At 39.2% G+C, this 24,148-nt stretch carries 22 protein-coding genes; 1 reads left to right on the top strand and 21 read right to left on the bottom strand.

Annotation, left to right across the window (positions count from 1 at the left end):
* Positions 1-98 precede the first annotated feature (98 nt).
* The 21 genes from LHV68_02855 to LHV68_02755 form a co-directional block, all read right to left on the bottom strand.
* Complete coding sequence (locus tag LHV68_02855; GenBank protein MCB4790805.1) at positions 99-1,373, bottom strand: PorV/PorQ family protein; 1,275 nt, start codon at positions 1,371-1,373, stop codon at positions 99-101.
* Between the two features lie 121 nt (positions 1,374-1,494).
* Entirely contained in the window at positions 1,495-5,970 is a 4,476-nt protein-coding gene (locus LHV68_02850; protein ID MCB4790804.1) for a carboxypeptidase regulatory-like domain-containing protein, read from the bottom strand.
* A gap of 70 nt (positions 5,971-6,040) precedes the next feature.
* On the bottom strand, positions 6,041-6,475 hold the full coding sequence (locus tag LHV68_02845; protein ID MCB4790803.1) for a type II toxin-antitoxin system VapC family toxin: 435 nt from the start codon (positions 6,473-6,475) through the stop codon (positions 6,041-6,043).
* On the bottom strand, positions 6,472-6,696 hold the full coding sequence (locus tag LHV68_02840; protein ID MCB4790802.1) for a type II toxin-antitoxin system Phd/YefM family antitoxin: 225 nt from the start codon (positions 6,694-6,696) through the stop codon (positions 6,472-6,474). Before LHV68_02840 ends, LHV68_02845 begins: the two co-directional genes overlap by 4 nt.
* Positions 6,697-6,766: 70 nt before the next feature.
* Positions 6,767-7,018: a hypothetical protein gene (locus LHV68_02835; protein MCB4790801.1), complete on the bottom strand. Its 252-nt coding sequence runs from the start codon at positions 7,016-7,018 to the stop codon at positions 6,767-6,769.
* 146 nt (positions 7,019-7,164) lie between these two features.
* Positions 7,165-7,515 (bottom strand): hypothetical protein, encoded by a 351-nt coding sequence (locus tag LHV68_02830; GenBank protein MCB4790800.1) that lies wholly within the window; start codon positions 7,513-7,515, stop codon positions 7,165-7,167.
* An 81-nt stretch (positions 7,516-7,596) separates the two neighbouring features.
* Complete coding sequence (locus LHV68_02825; protein MCB4790799.1) at positions 7,597-8,574, bottom strand: SDR family NAD(P)-dependent oxidoreductase; 978 nt, start codon at positions 8,572-8,574, stop codon at positions 7,597-7,599.
* A 216-nt stretch (positions 8,575-8,790) separates the two neighbouring features.
* Positions 8,791-8,895, bottom strand: coding sequence for an SBBP repeat-containing protein (locus tag LHV68_02820; GenBank protein MCB4790798.1), 105 nt, complete (start codon positions 8,893-8,895; stop codon positions 8,791-8,793).
* Between the two features lie 113 nt (positions 8,896-9,008).
* Positions 9,009-9,218 carry a type II toxin-antitoxin system HicB family antitoxin gene (locus LHV68_02815; protein MCB4790797.1) on the bottom strand — a complete coding sequence of 70 codons (210 nt, stop codon included), beginning with the start codon at positions 9,216-9,218 and terminating at the stop codon, positions 9,009-9,011.
* 10 nt (positions 9,219-9,228) lie between these two features.
* Positions 9,229-9,417 carry a type II toxin-antitoxin system HicA family toxin gene (locus LHV68_02810; protein MCB4790796.1) on the bottom strand — a complete coding sequence of 63 codons (189 nt, stop codon included), beginning with the start codon at positions 9,415-9,417 and terminating at the stop codon, positions 9,229-9,231.
* Between the two features lie 91 nt (positions 9,418-9,508).
* Positions 9,509-10,615, bottom strand: coding sequence for a DegT/DnrJ/EryC1/StrS family aminotransferase (locus tag LHV68_02805; protein MCB4790795.1), 1,107 nt, complete (start codon positions 10,613-10,615; stop codon positions 9,509-9,511).
* 47 nt (positions 10,616-10,662) lie between these two features.
* Positions 10,663-11,943, bottom strand: a complete 1,281-nt coding sequence (locus LHV68_02800; protein ID MCB4790794.1) for a glycosyltransferase family 39 protein — start codon at positions 11,941-11,943, stop codon at positions 10,663-10,665.
* 21 nt (positions 11,944-11,964) lie between these two features.
* Positions 11,965-12,645, bottom strand: coding sequence for a glycosyltransferase family 2 protein (locus LHV68_02795; GenBank protein ID MCB4790793.1), 681 nt, complete (start codon positions 12,643-12,645; stop codon positions 11,965-11,967).
* A 3-nt stretch (positions 12,646-12,648) separates the two neighbouring features.
* Positions 12,649-14,394 (bottom strand): glycosyltransferase family 39 protein, encoded by a 1,746-nt coding sequence (locus LHV68_02790; protein ID MCB4790792.1) that lies wholly within the window; start codon positions 14,392-14,394, stop codon positions 12,649-12,651.
* A gap of 41 nt (positions 14,395-14,435) precedes the next feature.
* Complete coding sequence (locus LHV68_02785) at positions 14,436-15,134, bottom strand: glycosyltransferase family 2 protein (protein ID MCB4790791.1); 699 nt, start codon at positions 15,132-15,134, stop codon at positions 14,436-14,438.
* A 40-nt stretch (positions 15,135-15,174) separates the two neighbouring features.
* Positions 15,175-17,079: an asparagine synthase (glutamine-hydrolyzing) gene (gene asnB / locus LHV68_02780; GenBank protein ID MCB4790790.1), complete on the bottom strand. Its 1,905-nt coding sequence runs from the start codon at positions 17,077-17,079 to the stop codon at positions 15,175-15,177.
* 77 nt (positions 17,080-17,156) lie between these two features.
* Complete coding sequence (gene murJ, locus LHV68_02775) at positions 17,157-18,716, bottom strand: murein biosynthesis integral membrane protein MurJ (protein ID MCB4790789.1); 1,560 nt, start codon at positions 18,714-18,716, stop codon at positions 17,157-17,159.
* 59 nt (positions 18,717-18,775) lie between these two features.
* Positions 18,776-19,675, bottom strand: a complete 900-nt coding sequence (locus LHV68_02770; GenBank protein ID MCB4790788.1) for a hypothetical protein — start codon at positions 19,673-19,675, stop codon at positions 18,776-18,778.
* Complete coding sequence (locus LHV68_02765) at positions 19,650-19,901, bottom strand: ParB N-terminal domain-containing protein (GenBank protein MCB4790787.1); 252 nt, start codon at positions 19,899-19,901, stop codon at positions 19,650-19,652. Before LHV68_02765 ends, LHV68_02770 begins: the two co-directional genes overlap by 26 nt.
* A gap of 193 nt (positions 19,902-20,094) precedes the next feature.
* Entirely contained in the window at positions 20,095-21,402 is a 1,308-nt protein-coding gene (locus LHV68_02760) for an ATP-binding protein (GenBank protein MCB4790786.1), read from the bottom strand.
* 386 nt (positions 21,403-21,788) lie between these two features.
* Positions 21,789-22,376 carry a hypothetical protein gene (locus LHV68_02755; GenBank protein ID MCB4790785.1) on the bottom strand — a complete coding sequence of 196 codons (588 nt, stop codon included), beginning with the start codon at positions 22,374-22,376 and terminating at the stop codon, positions 21,789-21,791.
* 417 nt (positions 22,377-22,793) lie between these two features.
* Here LHV68_02755 and LHV68_02750 point away from each other — a divergent pair, with 417 nt between their 5' ends.
* Positions 22,794-24,107 carry an IS110 family transposase gene (locus LHV68_02750; GenBank protein MCB4790784.1) on the top strand — a complete coding sequence of 438 codons (1,314 nt, stop codon included), beginning with the start codon at positions 22,794-22,796 and terminating at the stop codon, positions 24,105-24,107.
* Positions 24,108-24,148 lie beyond the last annotated feature (41 nt).

Raw genomic sequence — 24,148 nt, 5'->3', positions numbered from 1 at the left:
TATAAAATATTGCATTTTTTATCAATTGACTTGTAATTAAAAGCAGGTAATAATAAAAGAAAAAAGGTAGGCGGCGTATAAATAAATAATAGATGGCCCTATTTGATTTTATCAACGATTTGCTTACAGGCTTGTTTTAACTCATCTGCGGTCATAGCTTTTTGGTCTACGGATTGCAATATCTTTCCTGTTTCAACGTCTACTAACGAAACCGTAATATAATAAGTTTCCAAAAGTTTTGATAAGGAACCTATAAGAACGACTTTTACGTTAAGTATCTTCCCCATCTTAACAGCGCATTCCTGGTTCGTGCATCCGGATATTTGAAATTTCTGTTCTGCAAGGATCATCTCCATATTTGCCCTTTCAAGTATATTGAACTCGCCGCAGGAAACAAGCTCGGTCCTTATAAAGTCCGTTACTATAGATGCATCGGCCGCAGAAGTGTTCTTAGCTATAAACTCGGAAACAGCTATATTTATGCCCCTGGCTAGTTTTATGACAGGCTTAGCAGGCCCTTCTTTAACTTCTACAGGAGCTTTTTCTTTTTGTCTTCCGAAAGAATAGCTCAAGGATGCTCTCTGGGTCGTACCAAGGTCGCTGTAGCTTGATGCCGCATAATCTATATCAAAATCCCCCATCTTAAACCCTAAACCGTAACTTAAACCGGCAAACTCGTCGTTTAACTTATACCCGAGCCTTATAAATAGAAAATCAGATACAGGCATCTCACCACCTACTGCATAATTATCTTTCTGTATCTTGGTCTGCGAAACATAATCAAATAAAAGGTTTATGTTCCTGTAAGAACATGCCAGGCCGTACCTTAAAGTCTGGGGCAGGTCGTAATTGCCAAGCTTTCCCATAAGGTTGAGACCTGAAACACCGAAACTTAAACTGCGTAATTTATAGATCAGCCCTGCATCATACGTTACAACGTTTTGTGAATAATCGTCTATCTCTTCTTTGTAATATTTCGCCGTGCCGCCGAATGATAGGTTATTAATTTTGTATGCAGCTGAAAAAGGAATTATAGTCCCCTGATACTTGAATTTCCTACCGGTATCATTGCCGAACGAATCATAGATAGGCTCTTCTTTCATACCTATTATAGCTGGAGAAACGGTAAAAGATATTTTCTTTCCCGGGATAGTTATTGCAGCCTGGTTTCCAGATATATCCTGTAGATAGTTCTGGTACAGAAAAGAAGCTGTTGGGTATTTTATAAATGATATACCTGCAGGGTTGTAATAGACACCAAACGGGTCATCACTGAGCGCTGTAAAACAGTCAGCCATGCCCCCTGCCCTTGCTGATACCGGCAGTTCAAGAAATATCCCGCCAGACTGGTCTGCAAAAGATTTACTTTGCATAAACAAAATACAAAACATAAATATAATTATTAAATTCCGTTTTTTTATATTCATCATAGTTCAGTTGTCTCTTTTCTGTAGTCTCTGGTCTTTTGTCTGATGTCTGTCGTCTGCAGTCTGATTATTTTATCCCTATCTTCCTTGTTTCAGTGCCGCCGGGGTATTTGAAATAAAGTATATACATGCCAGGCGGAACCGGCTTCCCGCTGTCATCCTTGCCGTCCCAGTTCCACTGGTAACTGCCTGCTGTATAGCTTGTATTGTCAAACGCACTTCTTACCTGCCTGCCTTTAAGGTCACATATCTTAATTGTTATACCGCCTGACTGCGGTACATTAAACCCTATCTTACAGGTACCGCCGGAGCTGGGGCTGAACAAGTTATTCCCAAGCGTAGTTTGTTTATCTGCTTGAGGTTTAGCCTGAGTTGACTGAAGAAGTGATATATAAACATTGGTCGTCTGATTGTAGCTTACAACAACCCCTGTCTGCGTCGACGTTTGATAACCGGTTTTAGAAACATTGATATCATATGCTCCCACTGCTAAAGAAAAACTGTATACCCCCAGGGAATCCGTCTGTTCCATGTCTATTAAATTGTTGTTCTGAGTAATTCTTATCACTGCATTTTCTACTACTCCGTTACACTGGACATTGCATGAAAGAGTGCCTGTCTGGGCAACAACTGATTGAGCAAGCGAAAAGCTGGCACTTGAGGTCATGCCTGCACTAACAGAAACTCCTTTCTGCGTTGCTGTTTGATACCCTGTTTTTGAAACAGTTATATCGTAACTCCCTGCACCAAGAGAAAAACTGTATTTGCCCAAAGAATCAGAATATTCTTCGCTCACCAGAGTGCTCCCCTGATAGATCTTTATTAATGCATTTACGATAGCTGTACCGGTCGATGTAGTTATTGTACAGGAAAGCGTGCCTGTCTGGGATACAGAAACTTCTGTTAAAGAGAAATTAATCGTTACAGTGGAACCGTTGGTTACGGTATACCCGGTTTTCAACTGCGCCTGATATCCTGATAATGATGTTCTGACATCATAGGTTCCCGTTTCAATAGTAATCAAGTAATTACCGCTTATATCTGTTGTTGCATTTGATTTTAACACACCGGACTTTAACACTTCTACTGCAGCTCCTGAAATTGCTGTTGTACCATTCGTTTTAGTTACTTTCCCTGAAATAACGCCGGATTTAGTTGCTGAAAGATCAACAAGCGAAAAACTAACTGTATTTGTGGAGCCTGCTGTCACATTATACCCGGTTTTTGTCTGGGATAAATATCCTGTTGCAGATGCTTTTACATCATAGGTTCCTGTCCCGATTGTTATTGAATAATTACCGCTTATATCTGTTGTAGCATTTGATTTTGCTATGCCGGACTTTAATACTTCCACTACTATACCGGAAATCGCTGTTGTCCCGTCTGATTTGTTTACTTTACCTGAAATAACACCATATTTAGCTGCTGAAAGATCAACAAGCGAAAAACTAACTGTATTTGTGGAGCCTGCTGTCACATTATACCCGGTTTTTGTCTGGGATAAATATCCTGTTGCAGATGCTTTTACGTCATAAGCACCTGTTCCTATTGTTATTGAATAATTACCGCTATTATCCGTCATAATACTTGACTTTGTTATACCGGATTGCAATGCTTCTACAAGTACTACTGAAACCGCTGTTGTTCCGTCTGATTTTGTAACTTTACCTGAAATAATCCCTTTTTTTGCTTGAGAGATCTGAGTTAAAGAAAAATTTACTGTTATAGTTGAACCATTCGACACACTATAATCAGTTTTAGTCTGCGATTGATATCCTGATAGAGTTGCTTTTACATCATAAGTACCTGTTCCTATTGTAATTGAATAATTTCCGCTTGCATCACTTGTCGCTGTTGATCTAACGACATTAGATTTTAATATTTCTACAAGTGCTCCTGAAATCGCTGTCGTTCTATCTGCTTTTGTTAGTTTACCGGAAATAATCCCTTTCTGTACAAAATAAACTTTTCTTATCCGGTTATTATATTGGTCAGCGATATAAACATTCCCTGAAGTATCAACAGTTACCCCATCGGGATAATTAAGTTTAGCTGAAGTAGCGCTGCCGCTGTCTCCGGAGTAACCTTGAACCCCGTTTCCCGCAAAAGTTGATATTATACCTAAAGTGTTTACTTTCCTTATTCGATTATTCCAGTTGTCAGCGATATAAACGTTTCCTGAAGCATCAACCGCTACTCCATCAGCTCCGGAAAGGTTAGCTGAAGCGGCTAATCCTCCGTCTCCTGAATAACCTAAAGTTCCGTTTCCTGCAAAAGTTGATATTATGCCTGAAGCGTTTACTTTCCTTATTCGGTTATAATTAGAATCACCAACATTAGAGTCAGCAATATAAACATTCCCTGAAGCATCAACCGCTACTCCATAAGAATGGTTAATTTGAGCCAAAGTTGCCGGGCCTCCGTCACCTGAATAACCGACACTCCCATTTCCTGCAATTGTTGATATTATGCCCGAAGTGTTTACTTTTCTAACGCGGGTATTGTCAGCGATATAAACATTCCCTGAAGCATCAACCGCTACTCCATTTGGAGTATTGAGTTGAGCTGAAGCAGCTAACCCTCCATCTCCTGAAAAACCTGAAGTTCCTGTTCCTGCAAATGTTGATATTATGCCTGAAGCGTTTACCTTCCTTATTCGGTAATTATTAGTGTCAGCGATATAAACATTCCCTGAAGCGTCAACCGCTATTCCTGCGGAATAATTAATTTGAGCAGCAGTTGCAGGGCCTCCGTCACCCGAATAACCGGCTGTTCCGTTTCCTGCAAAAGTTGACATTAACCCTGAAGTGTCTACTTTTCTTATTCGGAAATTACTAAAGTCAGAGATATAAACATTTCCTGAAGCATCAACCGCTACTTCACAAGGATAATAAAGTTGAGCTGAAGCAGCAATGCCGCTGTCTCCTGAATAACCCTGGGTTCCATTTCCAGCTACTGTTGTTATGGTGGGTGTCCCTGTTTGAGACTGGATAACTACAGGTAAGGCAAAATTTACCGTAACTGTTGAACCAATTCCTATATTATACCCTGTTGTCGTATGTGAATAATAACCTGTTAAAGAAGCTTTTACATCATAGGTTCCTGTTTCAATTACTATTGAATAATTACCGTTTGCGCCGGTTGTGGCATTTGACCTGACAACACCGGCTTGCAATGCTTCTACAAGTGCTCCTGAAACCGCTGTTGTCCCGTCTGATTTAGTTACTTTGCCTATAAGATTTCCTGTCATTAACAAAGTTTCTACCACCGGCCCGGAGCCGGTTACCTCGGTTGCCGAGGTACCGCTGACATCATACGCTGAAATCTTATAGGTATAATTACTGGCTGCGCTTTTCAAAGTTACGGTCGATGCATAAATCTTGCCGTCGGCGTAATTAAGGTCGGTGATTTCGGAGGCTTTCATTGCAAAGGGGCTGTTTGAGAGTTCCGTTCCACCTTTGTATATACGTAACAGCGGATAATTTGCCGCAGGCGCAGAACTTCCGATATGAGTATAATTGACACGGAAAGTATAAGTTGTGGATGTTTTACCTACTTCAGGATAAACAAAAGAATTAGTATAGTGTGTTTCCCCTGTATAGGAAAGAACAGGAATAGTATTTAACAAGTTATAACGATCTAATATTTCTTGTGCCGAGAGCGCCCTATTATAGATGTTCACTTCATCAATAACACCGTTAAAAAAATAGAATCCAGGGATACCCTCACTACCTATTGACACTTTTGTAGCGGCATTGGTGAGCCGTTGAGCGCTAGTTGTTGCCTGGGTTTTTAAGAGGCCATCGATATAGAAAGAAATGGTTGCAATGCTCCCATCCCATGAGTATACCATGGCCATATGCTGCCACACATTGTCTTTAAAAGTTCCTGAAGGTAAGTTAACACCTTGATGCCCGGAGCTATAATACCCAAACGCTCCAGAGCCATCCCTACAGATATACCCGTCATAGTTTCTATCATAAGGGCTTGCGAATTTTACAGTAAATGGTGGATGTGCCCATAAGCCACTCAAAATTGGTTTACAAAACGATTCAAGCGTAAGATCACCCGGTAGGTCTAAGACTGCCGGTGCACCTAGATCAATATAATCATTAACCCCGTCAAAACTTAGCGCTCCATCTTTTTTGCCGTTGACCCATGAAGCGCCATAAATTGTGCCGTTACTGTTCCCTACAGAATCATGTGCTATACTCCCTGATTCCTCGTTAAATGACCAGCTGCCTACTATCCCAGTATTGTCTATGGTTAATTTACTAATATCATTGTTCGGTTTATTTGCTGCTTGTAATTGAATTAAATGAAAGAAAAAAACAGCAAATAAAAACAATAAAACTGGAAATAGTTGAGTTCTAATTGGTTTATTGGTAAAGTTGGTTTTCATATAGTGCGTTTTCAAGCGGGCATCATGCGGGTTTTCTTTAAACCAAAGATCTCTCTTATCCACAAGCGTTTGCACATTGCTCGGTAAGAGATTATACGACTTCTTAAAATCTGAAGCTATATAAACTTTGCTTAGCTTCATTATTTACGCAACTCGGATAATGATTTTACTGCGATGGTTTTTCCTTCCCTGAATTCTTTGTTGCTGCGCCTTATTTTTTAGGCAATAAGGGATTATTAACTGTTACATTTTCTTTTTTAGCATATTCTATCAGTTTTATGTCGCAAGCAACAAACTCATTTATTTTATCTTTCATTACCAATAAAGATGCTAATTGTATGGAATCTAATAATTTTATTTGATACTTATCTATCAAAATCATTGCTTTTGACTCAACAGCTTCATTAAACTCTATTACTGAAAAATAATTGAAATCCGTAAATATTTCTTTTTTAAGATACTTATAATCTGCTTTATTGATCGCCCTGTCGTGCAATAACCTCTTTATTACAGAAATACATTCAATTTTCGTTATTTTTGACACGTAAACTATATCGGCTTTTTCCAGGATGCTGTCCACAACTTCACTGCCATGTTCTTTTATGTATTTTTTAATTAGCGCGGACGTATCAAAATAAAATATCATTTCTCATTTCTCTCTTTTAATACATAATCAAGCGCATTTACATCTTTTTTAAGACCTACTTTATTTATTTTTCTCTTCCAGCCTGTAACATTTACATCAAACGGTAACACCTGGGCTATAGGCTTACCTTTTCTTATAACAACATATGCATTTCCATGCTGAACTCCATCAAAATACTCTTTTGAATGGTTTCTGAATTTAGTGAATTGAACATAATTCATAAGAAGCTCCCAGGTAAATATAATGACATTTATCTGTCATTATTATAACCGAATATCACAGTATTGTCAATTAGGACAACGTTGTTTGATAATACGATATAATTTCTCCGCCAGCTGTTTGCTCCCATTTTTGCAGATTTATTGATTCTTTATTAGGGTTTGATTCTAATCTGGCTACACGATGGTCAAGGCCTGAGGTTTTCGTTTCTAATTCTACTATGCGGTGAGTGTTTGAAATAGCTTTATTGCCGTAGTCTTCATTTATTTTAAGAAAGCTATCAATAGTAGTTACGATTTGACGGATATCGTCTTTAGTTACCATGGTCAACCTTATCAAGCCTATTGTTAAACTCTTTCTTTGTTACCGGTCATTTTCATTTGTTTTTGTTTGTTTTTTATCATATAAACCTCATAGCAATTCTTTCAAAAAGTTTCACTTCATTGTTCCAGGTTTCAGGCTTTACTTACTTATTTTTGAATAACCGTCTCTAAAGTCGTTATTCGCTTTTCGTGGTTGTCAATTTTTGGTTCAATCTCGTTTATCCGGTGGGTATTAATAATCCCCTTATTTTCAAAGTCTTCCATTTTTTTTACTATAATATCAAGGGTATCTATTACGCGCTTATGGTCATGTTTTGTTACCATTGTTTCTTTTATAATTCTAATATCTTCGGTATTGCTAAGCACAGCTTTTGCAAGGTTTTGAAGCGCTATTCCATTTTTATCAAACCTGTTGTCAACCTTATCAAGCCTTTCGTTAAACTCTTTCTTTGTCACCGGTTCATTTTCATTTGTCTTCTTAGCCTTATCTTTTCCCATAAAATCTCCTATCTTGTTCTGTGTTAAAAAGTCTATCAAAATGGAAGTTTATTGTCAAAATGTGCCCGCGAGTTACATCATCTATACTATCTTATTAGCTTTCTTGTACCAGTCAATTGTCCGTTTTAGGCCATCTTCAAGTTTTACCATGGCTTCAAAACCTATCTTTTGTTTGGCATTGGTATTATCGGAGTTCCTTCTGGGCTGGCCTGAGGGTTTGGTTGTGTCGAACTGTATCTTTGGGGTTCTACCGGAGAGTTTTACTATTAAACTTACCAGGTCTTTTATCTTAATCTCATTATCAGTGCCGATATTTACAGGGTCGGCCACAGCGTATTTTTCTGTAAGTTCTATTAAGCCTCTTGCAAAATCATCTACATAAATAAAAGCCCTTGCCTGTTCCCCATCACCCCAGACATTTAAGGGGTCTTCATTGTCGAATATCCTTTTTATTAGGGCTGCTATCACATGAGATTTATCCGGGTCAAAATGGTCTCTGGGACCGTAAGCATTGTACGGCCTTGCGATAGCTATTTTCATGCCATATTCTTTTGCATAAGCCATAGACTGCCATTCAGCGACTCTCTTAGACCAGCCGTAGCCTTCGTTCGTAAATTCAGGGATATACCTGTAACCTTCACTTTCCGGTGTAGGTATTTTGCAGTGCCTTGTATAAACACAGGCGCTTGAAACCATGAGCGTGCGTTCTACCTTGTTGATCCTGGAAGCTTCAAGCATGTTAGAATTTATCCTTACATTGTCAAAATACATCTCACCTTGATTGTTCTTATTATATTCTATGCCAGCGACCTTTGCAGCTATGTTCATTACTACATCGATACCTTTTGATATATCAACACATACATCCAGGTCGTTGAGGTCAAAATCCTTGAACACTATTTCATCTTTAACGGACTTAAGGTTGTCCATACTGCCGTTCTCTAGATTATCTACGACGAGTACTCTGGCGCCCCTTTTGACAAGCATTTCGACCACATGCGAACCTATGAATCCTGCCCCGCCTGTAACTAAGACTTTTTTACCGCTCCAGATAAACATAGAGCCCTCTCTTTACGATTTTACGTAATGTCAAGAATCTGAGTATTTTTTTTACTTATGCCTTTAACTTCAGAAATTACCTTCCTTCCCCCGCTATGAAAATTTATCTACTAAAATATCAATGCTTTTTAACTTCACCTATCATACAACTTTTAACACTGCCTGGTAGTTTTAGATATTATATAAAATCATTAACGATTTTGCTATTTTTTACCGTTAAAAAGCGGGCGCTGAAGATGCACAGTTATTACCACTATCTGCAATATAAACATTTCCTGATGTGTCTACCGCAATCCCTTTCGGATTATTGAGTTGGCCAATGTTGCTTGACCGTATAAATGTGTATGCAGTATTAATTTAAAAACAATGGAATGTGAACGGGTGAGGGTTTAATGCAGAAGATTGCATTTATTATTCTCATTTTGCTACCAGCATTATACTGCAATAAATTCAGCTATTGACTTTGAGGTAGGAATTGCCTTATTATCTTCCAGTAAACCATCAATATGCATTTTAATTGCAGAATACATATTCTTTTCAACTGTTTCTTTTGTCTTTCCAGTAGCAACACACCCTGGTAAATCGGGAGAATATGCGGAATAATTTTTTTTCGTTTTTTCAATTACTATAAGAAAGCGATGCATAACACCTCCGTTATTTTTTAAGCTGAGCCTGTTTTAAAACGCTGTTTAATGTTCCATTTGCCAAATCGTCTTTTGGATGGCCTGCAATGGTTACTCTCCCTGATTTTCGGGAATGCTTATATTGCCTGTGGCTGCCTTTTGTTTTAACGATATACCATCCATCTGCTTCTATTAATTTTATTATATCTCTTATTTTCATCGGCAATACATTTATAACACAAAACCAACAGCTTGTCAACTACCAGAACCATTTATTTTTATGCCGCGTCTAAACTCGCAGCGGACGTGGCTTATCCTACAGCTTCTTTCACTTTTTCAGTAATATATTTTATCTGTTCATCATTTAATTCAGGGTACATGGGAAGGCTTAAGGTGGTATCCTGCGCTTTTTCAGTAAGCGGGAAATCCCCTAATTTGTAACCCATGTCTTTGTACACAGTCTGCAGGTGAAGAGCTACCGGGTAATATATCTGGCAGGCTACTCCGTTATCAACAAGATATTTTTGCACCTGGTCTCTTATCTGTTTGGATGCAAACATGATATTATAATAGTTAAACGAATGATAGCAGTTAGCAAGGACTTTAGGAACGGCAGTGACATCCTTCAAGGCTTTCGCATATTTTCCCGCCACGTCATTTCTCATTTTTGTCCACTTATCCATTTGCTTTAATTTTACTGAAAGAATAGCTGCCTGCAGAGTGTCAAGCCTTGAATTAAACCCGTCCATCTCGGAATAATATTTTATATGCGAGCCGTGGTTCCTTAAAGCTCTTGCGTTCTTATATACATTTTGGTCGTTGGTAATTACCATCCCTCCGTCGCCGAAACAGCCGAGGTTTTTAGCTGGGAAGAAGCTGAAGCTTCCGGCGTTGCCTATCGTACCTGTAAACTTATCTTCATATTTTGCGCTGAACGCCTGGGCACAATCTTCGATTACAATAAGATTATTCTTTTTTGCTATTTCCATTATCTTTTTCATATCGCACGGGTGCCCGTATAAGTGTACAGGAATGACAGCTTTTGTTTTCTTTGTAAGTTTCTTTTCTATTTCGACCGGGTCCAGGTTATAATCATCCAGTCTTATATCTGCAAAAACAGGCTTGCACCCGGATTGGATTATAGCTTCAGAAGTAGCTATAAAAGTAAACGGAGTAGTAATTACTTCGTCTTCCTTTTCTAACCCGCACGCCAATAAAGATATCTTTATGGCATCAGTCCCGTTTGCCACTCCGACGGCGTATTTTGACCCGCAATACTTTGCAAATTCTTCTTCAAATTTACCTACTTCTTCCCCTAAAATGAAGTTAGTTTTGTCAAGGACAGTTTTGACTGCATTATCTATGTCTGCCTTCATACTTTCATAGCTGACTTTCAAGTCTACCATCGGTATTTTCATTACATTCTCCCTTTTATTATTTATTTTAGAATTATTCAGATTCCCGTCTACGAACCCCGGATTGCCACGAGAAAATAATTCGCTATCATATACAAATATTGGTAATAAAAAAATGCCCAGATATTTATCACAAGCCATAAAAGATAAACAGCTGCTGATACCCGCATGTTTCCTAGGACTCTGGTGAAATTCGCTATGCCTATTGAGCTCAGCATAATAATATACGGAGAATAGGCCATCCTAAAACGTATCTCTCCGCCGTAGTATATTAAAGTAAACATAAAAAAAGTTAACAAGATAAGCAGAAAAAGCCATCCCTGGAGGTCTTTGCTTTTTATCGTAAGGTACATCCCGTAAAACCAGAACGGAATAATCATTCCGAAGGTCGGGTCATATTTAAAACTGTATTCGCACATAAACGGATAAACAAAACTCGCCGCTTTAAGAAAATATAGTTTACAAAATTGAACAGTACTTAATCCTTTTAAATAGTCAACAGCCCATTTGGTCATCCGTTTGTCTTTTTCCAGTTCGCTCAGGTCCTTGATATTCTCGATATCATTATGTTGCTGGTTGCACCTCCCTTTTGACCAGGGATTGTTAGATGCCCAGAAGTTTTCTCCGCTGCGGGTTTGCACCGGTATAAACGCATTATACACGAGATAATTCCTTATGGTCCAGGGAGCTATTAAGCAAACAAAGCCTACCAGATAGGCTGAAAATATTTTTACAGCTTTGTTTTTGTATTTAAAAATGAACCAGGGCAGTAATATGACAGGCAGTATTAAAGTCGTCGGGCGGGTCAAGGTTGCAAGCCCCAGCACTATTCCTGACAATAAATATCCGGGCATTTTATCTTCATTGCTTATGATAAGCAGATATACAGACAAGACAAGCAGAAACGTAAATAAGCCGTCCGCCAGGTGCATATACACACCGTAAATATAAGCAAAGTAAATACTTGAAAACAATCCGGAAATAAAGGCAGTTGCCTTATTACCTGTAAATTTTAACAGGATCGAATATGTTATCACATTGGTTACAGACGCAAGTACCGCTTGAACGATTTTGACTACTACAAAAGAATGGCCGAAAACATAATAAATAAAAGCCAGCAAAAACGGGTATAAAGGAGGTCTCCGGGCATAGGACTCTATGCCCCCGATATCATAAACATAGCCTTTCCCGCTCAATAAATTCACAGCATACCGTTCGTATTCCGTGGCGTCTCCGAACATAAACCATTTGAAACCGCAAAATAACCCGGTATAAAGCAGGTATATAGTTAAAGAAAATAAAAAAATAAAAATAATTTGTTTCTTTTCCATGGTGCTTTTTTGCTGATTATGCTATTTGATAAAACGGTACTTTAAAAGCGTCCAGATAGCTATAAACCCGTCTTTAGGCCTTATTTTCTTGCCTTGAGAAAAATTGCGCGGGCTGTACGATACCGGCACTTCGACTATTTTGATGCCTTTGCGCAGCAGCTTTGCTGTTACTTCCGGACAAAACTCAAACCCTTTGCTTTCAAGGCTCAGGTTTCTTAAAACCTCTGTCTTAAAGACTTTATAGCCTGTAGGCTCATCGGTTAAAAAAGTAAGATATAGAATATCGGTTATAGCAGTCAAAAGCAGACCGCCGAAAAAAAAGGTTATATAGGAATATTCCCCTATTTGCTTTCTGACCCGTGACCCGTAAACGACTTCGACTCGAGGGTCTTTAAAAGGCTCCAGCAGCGCGGGATACTCGCCCGGGTTGTATTCAAGGTCTGCATCCTGAATTATCAGAATATCACCTTTAACATATTTTAAACCTTCTCTTACAGCAAGGCCTTTACCCCCGTTCTTTTCAAGGTTTATTACGCGTATTTTGCTGTTTGAAAGCCTTCCTAATTTATCTCTTGTAGAGTCCGTAGATCCGTCATTGACAATGACTACCTCGTCTATATTGCTCTGGGCTGTGACCCTTTTTACTATTTCTTCAATATAGTTTTCCTCGTTATAAACCGGCATCAATACAGAAATTCCCATTATTTACCTTATCCTTTTATAAATGCCGAAAGTTGAGTTAACGCTTGACTGTATTATTGTAACTTTAAAACCGAATATGTTATCTGCAGTTTCAAAACTTTTCACCAGTTCGTAGTTATTCCTGAAGTATTCGTTATCCAGGACCTCTCTCGGGTTTTTTGCCACAAAATAATCCATCAGAACCTCTTTATCATTGATGTTGTTTATCAGTAACAGCTTATAATCGTTGAACTTGAAAAACGGAGTGAAAGCAGGCTGGGGCAGGTCATGTAACCCTATTATAGAACCGGCCGGTATATTGTCTTTTATCCAGCTGCCGGCTTGGGCTCTGGTACATTTTGAAGTCGTATCTAAATAAAAATTCTTCAGGTAAAGCATCGAATAAGGCAATGAGAACAGTATCACTGCCGTTAATATAACATGAGAGAAAAACTTTAAATATTTTACCCTGGATAAGTAATCTATAAAAATAGCGCCTAAAAGAGCCGAAACCAGGGCAAACTGCAGAAAAAACCTTGAGTTGTGCATAGCTACACCTTGATTTTGCACAAGATACAAAAATACTATGAGTGCCGTTAAAGCAGTCATTAACAACAGCACATTTTCTTTTTTCTTTGAGAAGGCTGCATACACCATTCCGGCTAGACCTGCAATATAGATGCTGTAAGAAAAACCCCAGGGAAGCCTGTGTATTAAGAGCTCAAGAAAACCAATTGTAAATATTTTTTTTGAATAGACGTTCCTTGTCGACAGTAATTCCCAGCATACATCTTTAAATTTCAGTACCCAATATGGGTTCGTAAGCAGTAAGACTATAAAAGGAAATATGATTAAAATGATCAAATTCCTGTTAAATTTTCTTGCGCTCAGGAAATGTGCAAATATAGGCGCTGCGATTATAATCCCGTACGGGACAAGGGTCCCTATTGTCAGGCCTGTAAATAAGCCTGAGAGCCAGTAATATACAGGCTTTGAGTTGTCATTCAATATGCATAATGAATAGTAAATTGTTAAACTTGAGAACAAAGCGGCAAGAATATACGGCTTCAATATATGCGCCTGAAATATCACGGATGGGTTTAAGATATACAACAGCGCCGCAGATATTGCTACGTTTAAATTATAATATTTTATTGAAATAAGGAATAGCACTATCACGGTCAATAAAACGAACAATGCATTTAAAGACCTAGAGAAGGCGAATATCTTTCCCATTTCATCCGGGTTCTTAAAATAAAACGTAATGTCAGGATTTATGGTTACTAAACGGGCTATATGCGCAAGAGCTAAAGATGCGCCCATGCCGTAAATGTACACCCCGCCGTACTGGAATAACCTCGGATTAAAATCAAGGGACTTAGGATGCATAGTGCCGAGCGCAGCTATTGTCATCTGCTCATCACCGGAGAAGGAGCGCAGGAAGAAAGGCCTCATGATATTCGCTTTAAAGTTATCCGCCTGGGGGATGAGCAGGTTTTTATCATGCGGGACATTCAGGCTCCTGTACAAGGGAGAACTGTAATTCATGCCTGCTTCTTTATAACGGCCTATCGGGCTTCCTTCGGAATATTTATAAACTTCGTCTCTGGTAGATTTCATGAGCCTGTAGAAATCACCCGTCCTGCCCTGTGTTTCCATTATCAGATCTATGTTTTTGTTAGAAGGGATACCCCACTTTATCCCTGTCAAATTCAAAACAAGCGAAAGCACAAGTATCGTAAAAAGTGCGGCATAATGTTTTTTGCTCATGGTTGGGCTCATTTTAAAATATTACATTTACTTTTAAGTTTTTACAGGAAATGACCGATCTTGTATTTTAATAAAGTCCAGATAATAACGAATCCGTCTTTCCATTTGATCTTCTTTCCCTGGGAATAGGTACGCGGATAGTATTCGACAGGGACCTCACAGATATCGTATTTTCTCTGGAGTATCTTTGCTGTTAACTCTGCACAGAATTCAAAACCTGTACATTTAAGCCCTAATTCCCTGAATAAAGGAACAGGGACAAGTTTATACCCGCAGGCCTGGTCGGTAAGGCTGGAACCATATAAAAAGTTCGTAAGCTTCGTGAAAATGTAATTGGCAAGCCTGCTTAAGAAACCGATCTTTGAAAACCCTTTTAATTTTCTTGAGCCAAAAACCACTTTTGCCCTGCCTTCCAGAACAGGTTTAAGAAGGCTTGTATAATCGTCAGGATCAAGCTCGAAGTCTGCATCCTGGATTATTAAATAATCCCCGCCTGCTGTCTCCGCTGCTGTCCTTATTGCTCTTCCTTTTCCGGCGTTCTTGCTGTGAAAGATCACTTTTTCATTCTTTACCGCTGTCTTGAGGTAATCCTTTAAAAGTTCTGCAGTGCCGTCTTTTGACCCGTCATCTACGACCAGGACCTCTTTTTCAACAGGTAAAGACAGGCCGTTTATTTTATCGAGCATCTTTAATATCGTATCTTTTTCATTATAGCACGGAATGATTACTGATAATTTCATTATTTCTCCAAAAAAATGCTTTTACCTAAAGTAAAATACTTTATGAAGGTTTTGTCCCGGGATAATCAATAAAAACAATATGCCACAGTTCGAGCATCAGAAGGGCCCAGAGGCAATAGCCGTAGTCTGCACGCCCCTCAATATGCTCCTTAACAAATTTTCTTAGATTAGTTTCATTGAAATACCCGCGTTTTATCGCTTTTTCGCTCAATATGGTCTGTAGCAGGTAATCTTTGAGTTCATTCCTGAACCATTTACCCAAAGGTGTGCCGAAACCCTGCTTTCCTCTTTTAAGTATCACTTCCGGCAAAAAATCCTTAAATGTTTCTTTTAGTATATATTTACTGTTAAAACACCTGAGCTTCCAGCTTGAAGGCAGAGTTGCGGCAAATTCAATGCATTTATGATCAAGGAACGGTGACCTGGCTTCAAGAGAATTTGCCATGCTAGCGATATCCATCTTGATAAGCAGGTTTTCAGGAAGATATTCGTTCAGGTCCGCGTAGAGGCTGGAATCTATTATGTCTTTGGTCCCGGCTTCTTCGAACCTGTTTTCAAGGTATAGATAAGAGTTCTCGGAATTAATACTTTTCATCCAGTCGGAATAAATGTAATCTTTCTGTTCGTTCGTGAAATATGAATGCCATACGACATTTCTTGTTTTAGCAGGCTCCCGCAGCGGTTTAATGAACCTGTGTATGTAACGGTTCAAACCTTTTGCATCAATGCTTTCATTAGGAGGTATCTTTGATAGCACCAGGTCAACCATATCCTTTGGCAGGATTTTAAACAGCGGTGATATATATTGAGACACTTTCAAAGCCTTATAACGAAGATAACCTGCAAAATTTTCGTCCCCGCCGTCGCCGTTCAACGCTACTTTTACGCGCTGCCTTGTCAATTTTGCGACATAATAGCTCGGCAGGGCCGACGGGTCGGCATACGGCTGGTCGTAATGCCACACTATTTTATGGAGTATATCGAGATAATCGGGTTTAACTATAAATTCATGGTGTTCCGTATTGAAATGTTTTGCCACTATCCTGGCATACTCTGCTTCGGAAAAATCTTTTTCTTCAAAACCTATGGTAAAGGTCTTGACCTGTTTATTCGACAGCCGGCTCATCAAGCCCACTATTATCGATGAATCGTGGCCTCCTGAAAGAAAAACTCCCAAAGGTACATCGGAGATCATCCTCATTTTTACGGATTCGGTCAGTATTTCCTTAAGCTTTTCCTTGGATTCGTCAAAGGATAACTTTGTCTTTTCCCGCAAATCAACCTGCCAGTATTTTTCTACGGCTTTTTTCCCTTCACTGTTAACGACCATGTAGCTTGCCGGGTCAAGCCTGTAAACATTATTCCAGATGGTCATAGGCCCGGGTATATACTGGTAATTTAGATAATAATGTATAGCTTTGTAATTAATATCCTTCTTGAATTCAGGGATCATAAGGAATGACTTCATTTCCGAAGCAAAACAGAAACTGCCGGCAATAGTTGAATAGTAAAGCGGTTTTTTACCTATCCTGTCTCGTGCTATAAAGAGCTCTTTCTTTTTGTCGTCCCAGATGGCAAAAGCAAACATCCCTCTCAAGTACTTCAGGCAATCAGGCCCGAAATCTTCATACAGGTGAAGTATTACCTCGGTGTCGCTTTTCGTTGAAAAATTATGCTTTTTCTCCAGGTCTTTGTGCAGGTCAAGATAATTATATATCTCGCCGTTAAAAACTATCCATAAGGAATTGTCTTCATTGTGTATAGGCTGGTGGCCTGTTTTAAGGTCTATAATGGAAAGCCTGCGCATACCAAGGCCTATATTGTAGTTAATGTAGGTGCCGGAATCATCCGGCCCGCGGTGCTCAAGGATGTCCGTCATGGACCTAAGCACGGTTTCCCTTACAGGTTTATCATTCAAATTATAGATCCCTGCTATACCGCACATATCAAAACTCCAGTAAATAAAGTTCAGAGTTCATAGTTCGGAGTATTTACTTTTTACTAAAAACTAATAACTCTGAATTATATTTCCCCTTTTAATTTATTCATACCAAGATTGTATATTTTTCTCATCTCTTCAAGTTTAATGGCAAATGCTGCAACAATAAAAAACACTGATCCGGCCAAAAAAGCCGAGCCCATGGCGATGAGCCTGTTTATCAAAGTTAAAACCATTTTGCTTCCTAGCCAATTGTAGATCAAATGCATTAAAATTCCCGATATTACAGATATAGCGCCTATTTTTAAAAGTGCCATAAAAATCGAGGCTCCGTGAACGTTTACCAGACGTTTTTTTAAGAAAATAAAACAAATTATGCTGTTTATGAAAAACCCTACAGACGTAGCAAGAGCTATCCCGGCCGCAGGCGGGTTAATTATCCTTATAAAAAGAAGGTTTAAAGCTATCAAGACAGGGATATTTATCAAATTCACATAAAGGATGCTTTTAAAGTCCTGCAAGGCAAAAAAGAGCTTCATCATTATCGCCACGATATAATAAGCAAAAAGCTGAAACGCAAATAATATGAGTATCTTTGAAGTAAGAACAGTTGCGGCTGCATCGAATGCGCCCCTTTCAAAAACTACCTGGATTATGCCCTTTGAAAATATGATTATGACTATAGCCATCGGGATAAAGATGAGCGCGGAAGTTTTTATGCTTGACGCAAAGGTGTCTTTTAAAGCTTCTATTTTGTCTTCAGCTATCTGCAGAGAAAAAAACGGGTAAACGGCTGTGGAAATCGAACCTGAAAAGATTATCAACGGGACCTGCATGATCTTGTTTGCGTATTCTATGGCTGCTATGCTTCCGGACGGAAGGTAGGATGCTATAATCCTGTTTATAAGCACACCCACCTGCGACAAAACTGAGAGCACAACAAAAAGCGCAGAAAAATTAAGCATCTCTTTTATTGCAGGGCTTTGCGTGTTAAATTTAAAGCTGTGGTTGTAGCCCTTATATTTTAATTGCGCTATTAAGGCAAATGACCATAGTGCAAGGCCTGTAGCCAGGCCGAGAGGCAGAACAAATATCCCAAAGCGATTATAGAAAAATACTATAAAGGTTATAGTGCTTAGCGTTATAAGCATCTGGGAAAAAGCCGGTAAGGCAAATGATTCAAGCGCATTAAGTATGCCTGTGGCAACCTTTGTTACCCCTGTAAAAATAACCATTATGCATAAAACACGCAGTATCTTAATCGCAAGAAACGACCTTTCAGGTTCCAGTGAGCCAAAAAACAGTTTGATTATATGCGGTGCGAAATAGAACAGGATCACCGTGAACAGCAAAAGAAATACCATCAGGTAGTTTATAAAAACACTGGCGATTTCATCAGCCTCTATTTTATTTTTAATCCTGTATTTAATAAAAATCGGGATGAATATAACCGCAAATGGCGCAAGAAGTATGTTGTTTATGATGTTTGGGATAGTCAGGGCGACGTAATAGGAGTCTATCAGCCTTGAAACCCCGAAATAGTTCGCAATCATGATTTCCTTGAAAAATCCAAGGCTGTGCCCGGCTATGCTTGCGCAGATCAATATGAAAGTTGCTTTAGCTACTTTAAGTTTTATGGTCATATTATTTAAGTTCGGAGCATGTAGTTCGGTGTTCGGAGTTCATAGTTCCTACACTCTACCTACCTGCTTTTTCGGGTTACTTTCAGCATCTCCTGCATTTTTTGTATTCCTTCTTTAAGCCTTGCGGCATCAGCCTCGCTTATACCCGGCATAGACAATGCCTGCTGCATGTTATTAATGATATCGTTTGCCTGAGCATCTCCAAACATGGCAAACGGATTACCCGACACTTCATCAGATGGCTTTGCAGGCACGGCTTCTGTATTACTGTTTTGCGGATTATTCATCCTTTTAAGCTCATCAAAACTGCGTTGAAGCTCCCTGGCTTGTTGGACAGCCCGTTCGTTGGCATCTCTTACTTTATCTTTACCTTTATCTTTTTCTTCTTTCTTCGCCAGTTCAACCTGTTCCTTTATCTGTTTTATAAGGTCATTGGTAAAGGCTATAGCCTGCTCGGCATCATCACGTTTTCTGTCAAATTTCAGTGTAGCACAAAATCCGCTTTTCGTTGGTTTTATATACATTTTCTTGTTTTGAGGCTTGGCATCGCCCCCGCTGTCCCCCGTCCCCTGCCCAATGTCCCCTGTTGTTGATAATGCCTTATTCACCAAACTTTCAAGCTGTTTTACTGAAAGCTCTTCTTTATGCACCCTTTCAGCCATAGCGATTTGTGCTTCCTGATTAGGCAGGCGCGATATCTGGTTAATATGGGCAATGCCAATTGTAAATCGATTTACAATTTCACGGACAGGCCAGGATAGCTCAACAGCAGCGACATATTGGCTTACATGTGCATGTGTCTTCTTCAAGTCCGCAGCCAGAGCTTCCTGTGTTTTACCCCCTGCTTCCATGGCCCATTTATATGATAGCCCCCTGTCAACCGGCAGCAAGTCCTCCCGTTCATCGTTCTCTGAAATGGTAATACGGGCCTTGTCATACTCTGAAAGGCCGTCCCGCAAGGCACCTTATCTGCGCCCAGTTAAGCCGTTTTGCTGCCAACAGCCTGCCCTGCCCGGCTATAAGCTCATACCTGCCCTCACCCTTTTTAGCAACAACGATATCCTGAAGCTGCCCTATCTCTTTCATGTCCTGTGCCAGCTCATCCACTTTCCCGCTGTCATGCTGCCTTACATGCTTAGGCAAGTCTATAAGCCCCACATCCACCAACCGAATTTCCTCAGGCATCCAAACCCTCCATCTAATTCTGATGATTCATAGGAACAGTCAAAATCTTCTCTTATATAACTGTGCAAATGTCAAGTTGCACTTTAATATTACACAATTAAGCATTTCAAATCAGGCGTGTTAAATTAAGAAACATGTGCTTAACTTCTTTTACTGTTAACAAGTTGTGAAATCAACCATAATCCCCCTATGATTAATCAATCCCTTTACTTGCAAGCCATTGCCAAAGCGGAACGATCTTTATCTTGCTGTTTTTTACTTTTTCTTCACCTTCTTCATTTTCAGTAATAAGATAAATAGATTTTGGCTTAAGCGTGTCTATACACTCAGACATAGCGGACAACTCTCTTTCTCTTGTTTTTTTATCCTTTACAGAAAATGATACCTGTATGGCAGAAGAGATATTCGTCCCCTCCCGAACTAAAAAATCAACCTCTTTTCCTGCTTTTGATTTCCAATAATACACTTCCTTATTATTTCTCAATAGCTCGGTATAAACTATGTTCTCATAAATGCGGCTGTTGTTATCAAATACCTTGAACCCGACTGCACTGCTAAGCGCATGGTCAACCATATATGTTTTTGACGGGTTAAAGATTTGCCGTTTAATTGAATAATCAAAAATATCCAGCCTAAAAAACAAAAACACCCCTTCGAGAATATCTATGTAATTTTTCACTGTATTCAAACTCTTAACCTCTATCATTTCTTTCAGGTTTTTATAACTGTATATTGACCCGATATTTGAGGCAAGATAGAGGGTAAGTTCTTTAATCTCTTTTGAATTTCTTATTGAGTGGCCGGCGATTACATCTCTGTAAAGTATGTCCTTAAAATATTGTTCAAGCAGGGAAGCATCCCCGTTCTTTGCCACCTCAGGGAACCCGCCGTATTGGATATATTCATTCAAACTGTTCTTTAAGCTTAACCTTGTATTTCTGCTGTAAAGGTCGTTTTTACTAAAATCTATTTTCTTCAAAGTTAAAAATTCAGTAAAAGAGAATGGATACATCGTGATCTGCCTGTTTCTGCCGGTTAATGCCGATGAAACATGAGAACTTAGCATAGACGTATTAGAACCGGTGACAAATATCTTTACATCCTCAAACTCATACAGCCTGTTGACCCACTTCTCCCATGACTTTATGTTTTGTATTTCATCCAGGAAAAAATACTTTTTACCTTTCGGTTTATTTAATTCCAGAAACGACTCATACAACGCGTCAAAATCATTATAGTCAAAGTCAATAAACCTTTCATCCTCAAAATTTACATACAGGATGTTCTCTTTTTTTATTCCGGTATCTAAAAGCTTTTGAGCGGTCATTCTCATCAGGGAAGATTTCCCGCAGCGCCTGACGCCCATAATAACAATTATTTCTTTTTGAGACAGCAGTTTATTTGCGGCTACACTTACTTCCCTTTCTATTAATTCACCGCTTTTCAGCAAAAACTTTTCTTTATGTTCAACGATTAACCTTTTTAACAAATTCGTGTCCATTTTAAACCTCCCAAATACATTACAACACTATTGTAATATATTTGGCTTAACATTGCAATACTATTACCATATTTTACTCTAAAATTAGTTATGTTCTTCTGAATGCCTCTATTTAAATACTTTTAAAGTTAGTGTAGTTAGAGAATTCCGACACCGTTTTCTTTTGAATAAGTCACATTCTTAGACGTAAATAAGTATTGTGTCCCCCGAATTCCCATAGCTTTCGGTGTCGCTTTCGGTGTCAGGCTTCTCTAACTGTCGCTTTCGGTGTCAGGCTTCTCTAACTTCACTAACTTTTTGTGTTTCCGTGTCAGACTTGACAAACTTGACTTATGCAGGCAGAAATTCCCGCATTTTTCTGTCTTGCCAGGTTACCCTGTTTTATTTCATTTTACCTTAAACTTAAGGCCTATGCCGCCGCCGATGCCTATCGGGGTGCTGTTGCCGAATATTATGTCCATACGGAACTCCAGGGGCACGCCAAACGAGCGGGACATTTTTATTTCATGGCCGAGAGCAATCGGTACACCAAGCGTTGTCCCTGAATCATTCAGGAAATTATGAAGCGCAATGCCGGTCAAGAAATAGTAGTTCTGGCCGAGCTCATAACGCATCACAGCTCCTGCCTCAAAACTCCATACAGCGCCTGAGCGCCATCTCTGGCTGGATGTCGATAACGGTTTGTATTTCTCCTCCCAGTAATAAAGCCTGTGCAAACCAATTTCAGGCCCCCAGGAAAGCTTATCGGACTTGTCGATTATAAGCTGTCCCAGTATTCTATAGTTAAACTGATCCCAGTCATTCAGCCCCTGCCCGGTAATGTCAGAAAGCGCGGGTATATCCATGGCTTTACCTACGTCTACAATTGTGTAGCCAAAATTGTTTTGAATATTCAGGTGCGTATCTGCAGAAACTCCACAGCATAAAACAACCAGCATAGACAACCCTGCCGCCAGACATGATCCGAATTTCATAACCTCTCCTATTTATATTTTGCATTACCGCCGCGGGGCCGGTAATGGTTCCTTGTTGCTAACAATTGCTTATTTGTCCCTTATTTCGTTACCAATTCAGCATCGGTAATTGTTTTAATTAAACTGGCACCTGAAAAGATTTGGGTCTTGGGGACGTAGTTAGGTAATTCGGTATTCATTCCAATACCGTAATGCCGAACAACGTTGTATAATGAATTTAGGTCTTTCTTTGTAGTTTAAGATGTAATCCAAGGGGTTTAAGGGGAAAGGATTTCCCCTTAGAGCAGTCGACATTGATTTTAAAAAGACCTTGAAAAATCATTTTAAACTTTAAAAGAAAGAGCTAAGAACTTGAAAAAAGCGAGCCACCTGTGTTAGAGTAAGTTTGCAAGAACAAACCTAACAAGGAGGCGGCTCATGCAAAGTATATCCAAAGTCGAACAGTTTCGTCAAGTAAGACCAGAGATTCAAAAGAACAAGGATTATCTGCTTATCGGTATTGATGCAGCTAAAAATTCGTCAGTTGCCTGTTTCTATAACATAGAAAAGGAAATTCTTTTAAGAAAATACTATGTTAATCATAATCTTGAAGATTTTCAAAAGTTCACTTACAAAATCGAGCAAACAATGGAAATGAATAACCTTAAAAGTGTTATCATTGGTGTTGAACCAACAGCTAATTATCATAAGCCTTTGTCCGAATATCTGAAAAGCAAAGGCTATCTGGTGGTTTATGTATCTTCTGTTGCCGCTAAAAGCAACCGTAAAACTATTGACGGCGGCCGCTGGGGTAAAAATGACCCTCGCGATGCCTATAATGTCGCAGATTTAATGCGCCAGGGCAAAATCATGTTCTACCGTGATGAAAACACGCAAGCCTCAAACATTCGCAAGTATTTGCTTCTAAGGCAACGGTTAATGAAAACAAAAACATCGCTTAAAACACGTATTCAAAATAATATCTGGACTTGCCATTTTCCAGAACTCGGAAATATATTCCCTAACGCCGAAGACCCTGATGTTTTAACTTTGCTTGAGCATTGCCCTTCCAGTGACAACATTAAAAAAATGGATTTTCAGTATTTTATGAGCATCTTTTCATTGTCAGTTAGCCAAAAAAGTAAAAGATATTTACGATTGACCCAAACCTGGCAAGCCGCTAAAACATCTATTGGCTTTCCTATGCCGTCAGCAATAATACTTGAATCCAAATTGATTGCCCGTGATATTCAAAGAACGAAAAAAGATATTGCTGAAATAGATAAAATCCTGTTTGCCTTCTGTATGCAAGACGATGTTTACCGTCAATTATTGTCTATCCCCGGTTATGGCATATTTACCACTTCGGTTTTTAAATCAAACATAAACATTGACAACTTTATCAGTGACAGGCAAATCACTAAATTCGCAGGCCTGGATATAGAAACCATGTCATCCGGTAAATTCCAGGGTAAAGAGAAAATATCTAAAAAAGGGAATTCCCTGCTTCGTTATGCCGTATGCCAAGCCGCAAATATTGCCATAGCAAAAAACAAGATTATCAGGCAAATGTTTCAGGACAAATTGAAAGAACGGGGTAATTCAAAAACTGCTAAAGCTAAACTTAAAATCAAATTCGTTGAAAAATTCCTTCGAACTGCTTTCGTTATGCTTAAAAATAATGCGCCGTTTGATATAAATCAATTTAATGTTCCGGTGGATGACCCCGTCTTAGACAACGTTAGGGTTTGACCCTGTAGGGGACAATTTGGGGCTTTCACCGGAACTTTTCA

The sequence above is a fragment of the Candidatus Liberimonas magnetica genome (assembly GCA_020523885.1).
Taxonomy (GTDB): Bacteria; Elusimicrobiota; Endomicrobiia; order Endomicrobiales; family JAFGIL01; genus Liberimonas; species Liberimonas magnetica.
This window is presented reverse-complemented; position numbering and strand designations above follow the sequence as displayed.